Below are 12,576 nucleotides of genomic sequence, written 5' to 3' on the forward strand. Positions count from 1 at the left end.
ATGTAGTAATTTCTTAGAAATAGATAATTGGAGGGAGCCTATATGGTTAAATACCTCATCCGAAGAATTTTAGTCGCCATTCCCACTATGTTTATAACGATTAGTATCATATTTTTCGCTCTCCGGGTTCTCCCCGGAGATCCCGCTTTAGCGATTTTGGGAGAAAGTGCCGGTGAAGAAGCACTTCAAAATTTACGTGAACAATTAGGACTAAATGTTCCGATCTGGCAGCAATATGTTGTATTTTTATGGGATACCTTGAAGGGGGATTTGGGTGTATCCATTGCTTCAGGTACACCTGTGATGAATCTAATCTTTGATAATTTTTGGCACACAATGGTGTTAAGTGTAGTTAGTATTTTTATAGGATGTGTAATTGGTATACCTAGCGGGATTTTATCTGCCCTAAAACCCAACTCTCTCATAGACAATTTAGTTCGAGTAATATCAATGACTTGGGTCTCAATCCCTCCGTTTTTGTTGGGGATTATCCTCATATTTACACTTTCATTAAAGGTAGATTTGTTTCCCTCAATGGGTGAAGGGGAGGGTTTTTGGGGAGTGCTTTCTCATTTGTTTCTTCCTTCCTTAACACTTGGCTTAATTCTTTCGGGTGTATTAATGAGGTTTTCTAGGGCTAGCATGCTCGAGCAAATCAATCAAGACTATATACGGACCGCAAGAGCAAAAGGAATACCGAAAAGAATCGTAATCTTTAAGCATGCAATGAGAAACAGTTTAATTCCCGTCATTACAGTCATTGGGTTGGACATAACTGCTCTAATAAGCGGGGCTGTCATTACTGAAACGATTTTCAGTCGTCCAGGATTGGGCAGCTTAGCAGTTGGGGCAATATCAACAAGGGATTTTCCAATACTTCAAGGCTGTTTAATATTATTTGCCGTATTGGTCATAGTTGTTAATTTAATTGTTGACATAAGTTATTCCATTGCAAATCCCAAAATTAGACCTAACTAAATTTTAGTAAAAGGAATGAAGAGAGGAGCTGATTACATGCCCCATTCCTTGGAGAATGATCCAAATCTTCTGGAAAACCCATCTCAATATAAAAAAATAAAAGCTACTAAATCAAAATCAATGGAATGGAAAACCTTTAGAAAAAACAAACTTGGGATCGTAAGTTTTATTATTCTAATAACGATGTTATTAATTGCCATTGCTGCTCCCATCATAATGCCATATGATCCCATTGCCCAGAATGTGGTAAACCGTGCACAAGGACCTTCGTCTTCCCATTGGCTGGGAACAGACCCCTTTGGAAGGGATATTCTAAGCCGCATCATCTTAGGTTCACAGACTTCTCTTTTCGTTGGCTTTTTATCTGTAGCCATAAGCTCTATTGCTGGCGGTTTCATTGGAATGGTCGCCGCTTATAAAGGTGGATGGATTGATGATATTTTAATGAGAATTTTAGAGTCTATTATGATCATTCCAATGCTTTTATTTGGACTTATGGTGCTAGTAGCGCTGGGATCCAGTATGACCACATTAATTGTAGTAATTAGTATTGGATTAATCCCTAGTATCGCACGGGTGGCTCGTGGTTCAACAATGGAAGTGAAGGAAAAGGAATATATTAAAGCAGCCATTTCCCTTGGCGGCGGGAACTTAAGAATCATGTTGCTGCACATTTTTCCGAATATCTTAGGGCCGCTTCTTGTTATGACCACTTTGAACATGTCAACTTCTATTCGGATTGAAGCTAGTTTGAGTTTTATCGGGGTCGGTGTTCAACCACCTACACCTGCTTGGGGAAATATGATTCAAGAGGGATTTCAATATATTACGTCTACACCTGGATTGGTCATTTTCCCTGGTTTAGCACTATTAATTGTGTCAATCGCGTTTAACATATTGGGGGATGCGATTCGTGATGCCTTCGATCCCCACATAAAGGTTCAACGCAAATAGGGGGTTAAGATGAGCAAGTTATTAGATGTACAAAGTTTAAGTGTAGGCAGACATGATAAAGGTACTTTTAGCCCTATTTTAAAGGATGTTAGCTTTTCCATAAACGAAGGAGAATTTGTTGCCATAGTAGGTGAAAGTGGTTGTGGAAAGAGTATGACATCATTGGCCATTATGGGGCTTATTCCAAAAACACTAAACATAAATTCAGGGAGCATTTATTATAAGGGTAAAGATTTAACAAAAATGTGTGAAAAAGAGATGAATAGAGTTCGTGGAAAAGATATTACGATGATCTTCCAAGAACCAATGACATCACTTAATCCCTCCTTTACGATAGGAAATCAAATTGCCGAAGTGTATAAATATCATACTGATTTGAGTAATAGTGAAATAATGGCAAAATCCATAGATGTTCTAGAACAAGTAAAAATCCCGAATGCTAAAGAGAAATTAAAGCTTTACCCCCATGAGTTGTCCGGCGGAATGCGCCAACGTGTAATGATTTCGATGGCTTTAGCTTGCAATCCAAAGGTGTTAATAGCTGATGAGCCTACTACTGCATTAGATGTTACCATCCAGGCGCAAATTCTAAGTCTATTATCCGACCTTCAGCGAGATTTGAATATGTCCATCATCATGATTACTCATGATTTAGGAGTAGTAGCGGAAACATGCCAAAAAGTGATTGTCATGTATGCGGGGCAGGTTATTGAAGAGGCGAGTGTAGAAGACATTTTTGACAAACCTGTTCACCCCTATACGAGAGATTTAATACAATCTGTTCCTAAAATAGGACAACGCTCTCAAGAGTTTTATACCATAAAGGGCAGTGTTCCTAATATTGACAACATGCCTAAAGGATGCAGATTCCATCCACGCTGCAATGAAGTAATGAAGATTTGTTCCGAAAAAGAACCAGTATTAGAGGGGGTTGGAGAAGGAAGGAGTGTTCGATGTTGGAACAAAATGTAGTAAAAACGGATGTACTTCTAGAAGTAAACGGATTAAAAAAATATTACCCTGTAAAAAAGGGGATGTTTGGTAACTCTGAAAAACAATTAAAAGCAGTAGATGAAGTATCATTCGATGTAAAACGAGGAGAAACCTTTAGCATCGTTGGTGAATCAGGTTGTGGAAAAAGTACAACGGGAATGTGTCTTCTCCGTTTAATAGATCCCACATCTGGAGAAGTGCTATTTAATAATGAAAATATTTTAATGAAAAACAAAACTGCAATGAAAGAATTTCGTAAGGAAATTCAAGTAGTTTTTCAAGATCCCTATAGTTCTTTAAATCCAAAACATACGGTAAAAAAGATACTGAGTGAACCTTTTATTATTAATAAAACTGTTCCAAGATATGAAATTGAAAATGAGGTAATAAATCTCCTTAAGCTAGTGGGCTTAGACGAGTACCATATGGAGCGATACCCCCATGAGTTTTCAGGGGGGCAGCGCCAACGAATTGGAATTGCAAGAGCCTTAGCGCTAAAACCACAGCTTATTGTCTGTGATGAACCCGTTTCAGCATTGGACGTATCGATACAATCCCAAATTTTAAATTTGCTAAAAAAATTACAAGAACAATTTAATTTAACTTATATCTTCATTTCTCACGATTTAAGTGTTGTAGAGCAAATCAGTGATCGTGTAGCCGTAATGTATTTAGGAAAAATAGTAGAAATCGGGACTCGTGATGAGATATTTAACACTCCTAAGCATCCATATACACAGGCTTTATTATCTTCCGTTCCTGTCCCGGATCCTAAAGTTAAAAGGTTGAAACAAAAAATCATTCTGGAGGGAGATCTTCCGAGCCCAGAAAATCCACCTGCTGGATGTTATTTTTACTCAAGATGTCCAGTTAAAACGGAAAAATGTAAAGAAGTATATCCGGATTTGAAGGAAGTCTCTAATCACCACCAAGTTTCGTGCCATTTAATATAGGGCCTTCCGTGTAACAATAATGAAACGGCATGTTTCATTAATAATACATTCCGATATAAAAATTTCACGATTCCATGGTTAAATTAGCCTTCATTTAATTTTTAAATAACAACAATATAGGTAATATAGCTAGGTTTTAACTACTATGAGAACATTATCCTAATTAAATAAAGAGGGTTGGCACAATAGTTGCATATTTAAAAGTTACAAAGGAATGACCTTGAAAAAACAAAGGAGGATTAAAATTTTGGTAAATCAAGAAACAACAAAAACCAGCGAGTTAGTGAATGATCTTGAGGCAGCTTACAAAAAAGACTTGGGATATTGGAACTCTACTTTAAGTTATTTAGCGGAAAAAGACCCGGAATTCTTTGAGATTTATAAAAAATTAGTAGCTACTCCCTACAAAAACAACATTCTCGATGCAAAGTCCAGAGAGTTAATTAATGTGGCATTAAGCTCGGCACCTACTAATTTAAGTAAGGACACATTAAGAATTCACATTGAAAACGCTATTAACCAAGGGGCTACGGAACAAGAAATTTTAGAAGTTTTTAAACTTGTCAGTGTACTAGGTATGCATACTTGTGCTGTCGGGGTTCCTATTCTAGTTGAAGAAACAGGCGCATTTGCAGACGTGAAATTGGATGCACATCAGGAGGAGTTAAAAGAAAAGTTTATTCAAAAGATGGGCTACTGGCATTCATTCCGAGACACGCTCTTATTAAATGATGAGCAGTTTTTTGAAGGTTATTATCAATTTCTGACAAACCCTTGGGAAAATGACATTCTAAGTCCGAAATTAAAGGAATTTATTTATATTGCCGTTGATATTGCCACTACACATTTATTCGCTGTTGGAACTAGGGTCCATATTCAAAGTGCGTTAAGACAAGGGGCGACATTTGAAGAAATTATGGAAGTTTTAAAAATAACAAGTGCTCAAGGTGTTGATACTTTTTATGCGGGAATTCCGATTTTAAGATCGGTGCTAGCTGAAAAGGGGAATAAATAAAACTATTTTATAGGGGGAAAGCAGATGAAAAAAAGAAATTTGATAATCTCCATTATGTTAATGACAATGCTTGTTTTAGCTGCATGCGGCCAGGCAAAAGAATCCTCAACATCATCAAAAGACTCCACAAAACAAAGTAAAGAAGTAATAGAAATAAACTACAATGACCTTGCTCCACCTACTCACCCTTATACGAAACAAGTTGCAGAACCTTGGGCAAAATTTGTTGAAGAGGAGACAAATGGAAGGGTGAGAGTTCATGTTTTTCCAAGCTCAGCATTAGGAAAACCTGATACTGGTTATGATGATATAAGCGGTGACGTGTTTGATGTGGGGCTATTATATGCAAGTTCTGACAAGAACGATATCTTGTTCCCTTTATCAATTGGAGACTTACCTTTTGCCATTCCTAACTCTGAAGTTGCGGTAAAAGTTATGAATAAATTTTACGCGAAATTTATGAAAGATACATTTAAAGATGCTGTATGGCTCGGTGCTTCATCTACTGATACAGCCCAGCTATATACCTCGGATCCTATCGAAACCGTTAAAGATATAAAGAATCGGAAAATAGTCAATAGCCTTTATTCTAGAAATGAATTAATCAAATTGTGGGGTGCTGCCCCTGTATCAATTGATAATTCACAGTTATATGAATCTGTTGAAAAAGGTATGGCTGATGATATTATCTACAATACAACGGGAGCGATTGGGTTTAATTTAAATGAAGTTGCCCCATACATGACAAGGATCGATTTAGGGGTTTCTTCCAATGGATTATTCCTAAATGCAAACGTATTCAATAAGATGCCAAAAGATCTTCAAAAACTATTCGTGGAAAAATTAGGGCCAAAACATCAAGAATTGATGTCAGAACTTTATATGAGCTCAATGCAAAATTCTATTAAAGAATTTGAAAAACGAGTACAAGATAAGGGAGGAAAAGTGATTACTCCAAGTTCTGACGAATTAAATAAATTTAAAGCCCCAGCTAAAAAGTTGTGGGATAACTGGGTAACTGAAGCAAATAAAAAGGGCTATCCTGGTGATGAAATGATGAAGTATTTTAAACAGCTGCTTAAGGATGAGGGAGTAGAAATCCCATTTTAATAAAATAGAATCTATTATGTAAAAAAGTATTTTCTTTCAAGACTAGGAATGTTTTCTTCCTAGTCTCCTCTTTTATTTATTAATCTAACCAATTTTTATAGATTGAAAGGATGATTGAAGCATGTCATTAAAAAGATTAGAAAATAAAATAGCTATGATTACTGGAGCCGGTAATGGAATAGGGAGAGGAACAGCCGTTTTATTCGCTCAACACGGGGCAAAGGTTGTGATAACGGATATTGACGAGGCAGGGCTTCACGAAACATTGCAGATCATCCATGAGAATGGAGGAGAGGCAATCTCCTTGAAACTTGATGTTTCCAAAGAAGATGAGTGGAAAGAGGTTATTTCGATTGTAGAGGAACAACTGGGCGGATTAGATATTCTGATGAATAATGCCGGTATCGGAGGAAGGGTTGGCTTAGCGGAAACCTCTTTGGAAAGATTTGAAAAGGTCCAATCTATAAACTCTACTGGTGTTTTCTTGGGAATGAAATATGGATCTAATTTGATAAAAAAGACTGGCGGCGGTTCCATTATTAATACATCATCCATGTACGGAATTGTTGGCAGTCCCAGTAGTACGGCCTATCATGCTTCAAAAGGGGCTGTAAGACTCATGACCAAATCCGCAGCGCTTGAGCTGGCAAAAGACTTAATCCGAGTGAATTCGATTCATCCTGGTGTAATTGAAACAAATATGTCTGGAGCGAAAAACGGTGAACATTTCTTAAAAGATAAAACACCTTGGCCTCATTTAGGAGAACCAATCGATATCGCCTATGGTGCCCTTTATTTAGGTTCCGACGAGTCCCGCTTTGTAACAGGTACAGAGCTAGTGATAGATGGCGGTTTTACAGCCCAATAATGTATCGAATGGCTGTTTTAGAAAATGGCTCTGTTCATATTCATTGTTGATTTTCGTATAGGTACGAGAATTCATAGGCGGAGAATTTCCGGCTAATGTATAAAGAGGAAGCTTAACAAGCAAATATAAGCGAAGAAGTTAAGGGGATAGATACGATGACTGCAAAAAGATTAGAAAATAAAGTCGCAATAATTACCGGAGCTGGGAATGGTATTGGCAGAGAGGAAGCCTTATTATTTGCTAAAAACGGTGCAAAGGTAGTTGTCACCGATATTAACGAAGAAGCACTTCAAGAGACTGTCCAAGCCATCAGAACGCAGGGTGGAGAAGCAATCGGCATCAGGCAGGATGTTTCTGTTGAAGAGGATTGGCAAGAAGTCATCTTGAAAGCTGAAGAAGAATTTCGTCAATTGGACATTCTTGTAAACAATGCCGCAATTTTGAGCAGAAATGGGTTGGCAGAAACGACAGTGGATGAATTTTTAAAGATACAATCCGTTAACTCGATAGGCACTTTTTTAGGAATGAAATATGCAGCAGCGTTAATCAAGAAAACGGCAGGTAAGGGATCAATCATCAATACCTCATCTGGATCAGGCTTGGTTGGAACACCAGGGAGTACAGCTTACCATGCATCAAAGGGTGCCGTTAGGTTAATGACCAAATCTGCCGCGTTGGAGCTGGCTAAGGACTTTATTCGGGTGAATTCCATTCATCCTGGAGTCATTGAAACAGCTATGTCGGGCGGCAAAAACGGCAATCACTTTTTGAGTGAAAAAATCCCTATGAAGTGTTTAGGGAAACCGATTGATATTGCCTACGGTGCTCTTTATTTAGCTTCTGATGAGTCCAGATTTGTAACTGGATCTGAGTTAATCATAGATGGCGGGTATACTGCCCAATAAAGATAGTTGATAAGGCACTTGTGCTTGTACCCTAGTTTCTACTTAATTAACATGAGGATGTGGCGATTTCTGCTACCTTAATTCAATAAGGTAAGAGGCAACGGACAATATTAAATGATAATACAAAATTAAGTAAAGGGATACAACTACAATATGAATGGTAGCTGTATCCCTTTGCGTGTTTAAAACTGTACCTAATAAGGGGATAAATTGTAGTTTGATTTATCCCCCTATTTATATTTATTGAAGGTCATGCTGCAATGCCAGCTCAAGCTGAAACGATTATTGCTGAAGGATTAGAAAAAGTAAAAGAAGTTGCAAAGAAATTATCACCAGTTGCAGTTTAATAATGAAATAAATATGAATTAGTGGTCACTTAGAAGGCAAAGTGACCGTTTTATTATCTATACAAAGATTTGGTTGGGTAAAGAGGCTTTACGTGACTGTATTGGAATCTGGAGTAAGTTCAATTTTGTGATTTTTCTATTGAAATTTCTTAAAATCTCAGCAAATAGGGAGTTATTATAGTAGGAGGGTGGCCTTAATGGCAAGCCAATTTGATTAAAAAGTTTAAACACAAAGTAAAATTTGAAAAAAAGGTGTGATAGATGATGATTAAAGGGATTAATCACAAAGCATTTCATGTAGTAAATATGGAACGTTCATTGGATTTTTATTGCAATAAGCTCGGTTTTAAGAGAGCGTTTGAATTGAATCAACCAAATGGTGAACCGTGGATTGTATATGTAAAGGTGGCAGAGGGGTGTTTCATTGAATTGTTTTATGGGGGTGTCGAGGGTGTTAGAGACAGAGCGGAACATATATGTTTTGAGGTGGATGACATTAACAAAACGGCAGACCAATTGAAGAAAAAGGGAGTACATTTAGCAGAAGAAATTTCACAAGGAAGAGCTTTGAACTACCAATTCTGGGTAATAGATCCCGATGGAAACTGGCTTGAGTTTATGGAAATGCATCCAGAATCACTACATATGAGATCCTAACAAAGGAAAGAACTTACCTATTCTTATTTAGCCCCAGGCGTCATCCTTTTAAGTGAATGCCGCCTGATTTTTAATTACATACAACCGTTATAAATGAAGAATTTTCAGCGTAAGTAAAGAGATGGAAGAGGACACTTGTTCCCCAGTAATTCCACGCTCCGTTTTAATACGAAATGTTCGTTTTCCCCTTCTAGCAGCGATGTTCATTTTCATTGTTTTATATTAAAGTGTTGGTTGATTGTTTGACATGTATTGAGGAGGGTGGCCGCCAGTTTCTCTTCATTGCCATAAAAACGAATAGATGGGAGAGGGATCGAGATAGAGCATAAATTTCCCATGCGGTCAAAAATAGCTGCGCCCACTGCACAAATGCCACGAATGTGCTCTTCTCTGGCAAAAGCAACACCCTCTTTACGAATAATTTTTAACTCCTTTAACAGTTCATCCCGGCTCGTAATTGTATGATCATTGAACTTTTGCAGGTGCTCCGGTAACATTTTTTCAACCTCAGCAATAGGCAAGGAGGCCAGTATTGCCTTTCCGTTCGCCGTACAATGTAATGGAAAAGATACACCGGGTTGTGAAGTCGCTTGCAATGGATGCGGAGCGACAATTTGATCCACAAAAAACACCTTACCATTATTTAATACTGATAGATCTACCGTTTCATTGATTTGAGATGATAGTTGTATTAAAAATGGCCTGATTTCTTCTTTTAAATCACTATGGACCGCGGCTGCAAGCATCGCGATCTCAGGTCCAAGACAGAAACCGCCGTGAAGAGAGGCGGCTGCAACATATCTTTCCTCCTCCAGGGCAGTTACGATTCTTTGAACCGTTGACCGAGCAAGGCCCACTTCTTTGGCAATTTGGGAAAGGCTTAACCCTTTTGGATGTTCTTTAAGCGCCCTTAGTATTTTTGCCGCGCGAGAGATGACTTGAACGCTAGATGGTTTCGTTTGCTCCTGTTTATCGTTGTTCAAAAGTATAAACTCCTTTCAGAATCAATCCATTCTATTATAACGAAAATTCGTAATCCATCAGTAAAAAAAGGTAAAAAAATTGTCTCAGATCAAGTCATTCCTTGGATTCGAGACTTTTTATTGACATGTGCTTTAAAAATTCCCTATACTAGACATATCCACCTAACGGTACAAGTGTACCACAATGCGGTTATTTTTAAAAATGTATTAAAAAAATGTAATTAAGGACCGTTCCGTATGACTCGGCATTAACGGCGGTTTGCAGCAGTAATGATAGCCGAATTGAATGGGTGAAATCCATACAAAGGGAGATGTATCGAAGGGCAAATCCTATTAATCAAGAAAAATAATGTAACGAACACTACATTAGATGTCAGCGGGAAGCATTAATTTAATGCACCAGTTTTTTTGCAACAGTGACACCTGCAAAAAATTAAAGTTTATAACAAATGAAGGAGAATACTGCCATGAAATTTGAAAAAGTTCGTTGGGGAATTATTGGATGTGGTGATGTGACGGAAGTGAAGAGTGGACCGGCATTTCAGAAAATAAAAAATTCAGAGTTGGTGGCCGTTATGCGGAGAACGGGCGAACTAGCGAAAGATTATGCGGAAAGACACAATGTGCCTAAATGGTACGATGATGCCGAAGCACTTATTAATGATCCAGATGTCGATGCCGTCTATATTGCTACACCACCGAGTTCACATAAAGAATATACCATTAAAGTGGCAAAGGCAGGTAAACCTGTTTATGTAGAAAAGCCAATGGCGCTTAATTTTTCTGAATGCAATGAAATGATTGCTGTTTGCAAGGAGGCTGGCGTTCCTTTATATGTATCATACTACCGCAGGGCGCTGCCTCGATTTGTTAAAATAAAAGAGTTATTGGAAAATAAAGCGATTGGTGACGTTCGTTTCGTATCAACAACACAGTATCAAAAAGCTTCAGAAGACGTGTTGGATTCACAAAATTCCCCATGGAGAGTTCAACCTGAAATTTCCGGAGGGGGGCTATTTTTTGATTTAGCCAGTCATACCCTTGATCTATTAGATTTTTTACTTGGGCCAATAAAGGATGTGCAAGGTTTTGCTTCAAATCAAGCAGGTAATTATCGTGCAGAAGATATTTATACAGGTACTTATCGATTTGAATCTGGAATTCACGGAATAGGAATTTGGTGTTTTTCTGCTTTTGAAGATGTGGATGTGAATGAACTCGTCGGCAGTAAAGGAAAAATTACCTTTTCCACTTTTGGGAATGAGCCGATTGTTTTGACAACGGCTAGTGGAACAGAGCAATGGAGTTTTGAAATGCCGCAGCATGTTCATCAACCTCTTATAGAAACGATTGTGGCTGACTTAACAGAAGATAGCGGCCAGTGTCTAAGTACTGGAGTGACCGGTGCTAGAACAAACTGGGTCATGGGTGAAATAAGATAGCTGAGAACAGTACATCCTATTCTTTACTATGCGACCCATCCTTAGGATTAGCGTTTTTAATTTCTACACACGATTAAACAATGCTAAAAAGGACTAAATTGTAACTTTATAATACCACAATTAACCATAATTGATTCATGTATACCGCATTGTGGTTGATTATTACGATTAAATCTTTGTTCATATAAATGTTAATAAATATGATTACAGAAAGCAATTGGGAAGTTAGTCTGAAGGAGAGCGGTTGAAATGAAACAGGAATTCGGGTTTGCTATTGTCGGATCAGGGCTAATCAGTACCACGTATTATGAGCAAATTTCAGCAATAGAAGGAGCAAAAGTGGTTGCAGTATACTCCCGTAAGGAGGATAAGGCAAAATCACTTGCTGATAAGGCCGGTGCAGATTGGTATACAGATTATCAAGAAATGCTTAAGAGAAAAGATATTGATATTGTATCGATTATTACACCAAGCGGCACTCATGCTGACATGGCAATAGAGGCTGCACGTGCCGGAAAGCATGTAATCGTTGAAAAACCAATGGATATTTCCCTTGAGAAGGCACAGCAAATGATCAATGTATGCCGTGAGCATCATGTTAAATTAAGTGTTATTTCTCAACATCGCTTTGATTCATCAACTGTGAAGATTAAAACGGATATTGATTCAGGACGATTCGGAAAAATGGTGCTAGGGCAGGCGGCTGTGAATTGGTATCGTCCTCAAAGCTACTATGATAATAGTAAGTGGCGGGGTACATGGGAAATGAATGGGGGCGGAGTATTAATTAATCAGGCCATTCATACGATTGATTTATTTCAGTACTTCATGGGAGAGGTGGAAAGTGTCTATGCACATACAGCTATATTAGCTCATGAAGGAATTGAAGTGGAGGATGTGGCCGTTGCCACGGTAAAATTTAAACATGGCGGGTTAGGAACCATTGTTGGAACTACAGCTGCATATCCTGGTCTGTCAGCCCGCTTGGAGATAATCGGAACAAATGGTACAGCCGTGATTGAGAATGATCAATTACTTAAGCATTATCTGCGTAATCCAAATAATGAAGCGGAAGTCCTCAACTTAGCTGCCGTCGAAAATAATAATGGAAGAGATCGAAATTATGCTTCTGTTGACCCTGCAGCCCTTGATGGTGCTTCCCATCGTTTACAGTTTATCGATATGATAAATGCCATTCTAGAAGATAGAGAACCGCTTGTGAATGGTGAAGAAGGAATAAAACCACTAAAAATTATTTTAGCTATTTATCAATCCGCACGGACAGGTCAACCTGTAGATGTTAAATATTAATAACTAATATATGTAAAAAGAAAGGAGCTTGGAGTAGCTTCTTTCTCTATATCTTTTAGT

12 protein-coding genes are annotated in these 12,576 nt (G+C 38.0%); 11 read left to right on the top strand and 1 reads right to left on the bottom strand.

Annotated elements, in window-relative coordinates; translation table 11 throughout:
• Nucleotides 1-42: 42 nt before the first annotated feature.
• The 9 genes from KHB02_RS12880 (at nucleotide 43) to KHB02_RS12925 (ending at nucleotide 8,780) form a co-directional block, all read left to right on the top strand.
• The gene (locus KHB02_RS12880) at nucleotides 43-978 is read left to right on the top strand and encodes an ABC transporter permease (RefSeq protein WP_213145569.1); all 936 of its coding nucleotides are present in this window, start codon (nucleotides 43-45) and stop codon (nucleotides 976-978) included.
• Nucleotides 979-1,014: 36 nt separating this feature from the next.
• The gene (locus tag KHB02_RS12885; RefSeq protein ID WP_213145570.1) at nucleotides 1,015-1,932 is read left to right on the top strand and encodes an ABC transporter permease; all 918 of its coding nucleotides are present in this window, start codon (nucleotides 1,015-1,017) and stop codon (nucleotides 1,930-1,932) included.
• Between the two features lie 9 nt (nucleotides 1,933-1,941).
• Nucleotides 1,942-2,904 (top strand): ABC transporter ATP-binding protein, encoded by a 963-nt coding sequence (locus KHB02_RS12890; RefSeq protein WP_213145571.1) that lies wholly within the window; start codon nucleotides 1,942-1,944, stop codon nucleotides 2,902-2,904.
• Nucleotides 2,886-3,878, top strand: coding sequence for an ABC transporter ATP-binding protein (locus tag KHB02_RS12895; RefSeq protein WP_213145572.1), 993 nt, complete (start codon nucleotides 2,886-2,888; stop codon nucleotides 3,876-3,878). Before KHB02_RS12890 ends, KHB02_RS12895 begins: the two co-directional genes overlap by 19 nt.
• A gap of 247 nt (nucleotides 3,879-4,125) precedes the next feature.
• The gene (locus KHB02_RS12900) at nucleotides 4,126-4,893 is read left to right on the top strand and encodes a carboxymuconolactone decarboxylase family protein (RefSeq protein WP_213145573.1); all 768 of its coding nucleotides are present in this window, start codon (nucleotides 4,126-4,128) and stop codon (nucleotides 4,891-4,893) included.
• A 24-nt stretch (nucleotides 4,894-4,917) separates the two neighbouring features.
• On the top strand, nucleotides 4,918-6,003 hold the full coding sequence (locus tag KHB02_RS12905) for a TRAP transporter substrate-binding protein (protein WP_213145574.1): 1,086 nt from the start codon (nucleotides 4,918-4,920) through the stop codon (nucleotides 6,001-6,003).
• A gap of 121 nt (nucleotides 6,004-6,124) precedes the next feature.
• Nucleotides 6,125-6,871 carry an SDR family NAD(P)-dependent oxidoreductase gene (locus KHB02_RS12910; protein ID WP_213145575.1) on the top strand — a complete coding sequence of 249 codons (747 nt, stop codon included), beginning with the start codon at nucleotides 6,125-6,127 and terminating at the stop codon, nucleotides 6,869-6,871.
• A 155-nt stretch (nucleotides 6,872-7,026) separates the two neighbouring features.
• The gene (locus KHB02_RS12915; protein ID WP_213145576.1) at nucleotides 7,027-7,776 is read left to right on the top strand and encodes an SDR family NAD(P)-dependent oxidoreductase; all 750 of its coding nucleotides are present in this window, start codon (nucleotides 7,027-7,029) and stop codon (nucleotides 7,774-7,776) included.
• 611 nt (nucleotides 7,777-8,387) lie between these two features.
• Nucleotides 8,388-8,780, top strand: a complete 393-nt coding sequence (locus KHB02_RS12925; protein ID WP_213146040.1) for a VOC family protein — start codon at nucleotides 8,388-8,390, stop codon at nucleotides 8,778-8,780.
• Between the two features lie 209 nt (nucleotides 8,781-8,989).
• Here KHB02_RS12925 and KHB02_RS12930 read toward each other — a convergent pair whose 3' ends face one another.
• Nucleotides 8,990-9,763: an IclR family transcriptional regulator gene (locus KHB02_RS12930; protein WP_213145577.1), complete on the bottom strand. Its 774-nt coding sequence runs from the start codon at nucleotides 9,761-9,763 to the stop codon at nucleotides 8,990-8,992.
• A gap of 467 nt (nucleotides 9,764-10,230) precedes the next feature.
• Between KHB02_RS12930 and KHB02_RS12935 the strand changes: the two genes are divergently transcribed.
• Together KHB02_RS12935 and KHB02_RS12940 are read left to right on the top strand one after the other, a co-directional pair.
• A complete protein-coding gene (locus KHB02_RS12935) occupies nucleotides 10,231-11,205 on the top strand; it encodes a Gfo/Idh/MocA family protein (RefSeq protein WP_213145578.1) in 975 nt (324 codons plus the stop codon).
• Between the two features lie 249 nt (nucleotides 11,206-11,454).
• Nucleotides 11,455-12,516: a Gfo/Idh/MocA family protein gene (locus KHB02_RS12940; RefSeq protein ID WP_213145579.1), complete on the top strand. Its 1,062-nt coding sequence runs from the start codon at nucleotides 11,455-11,457 to the stop codon at nucleotides 12,514-12,516.
• Nucleotides 12,517-12,576 lie beyond the last annotated feature (60 nt).

The organism is Neobacillus citreus (assembly GCF_018343545.2).
GTDB lineage: Bacteria > Bacillota > Bacilli > Bacillales > Cytobacillaceae > Neobacillus > Neobacillus citreus.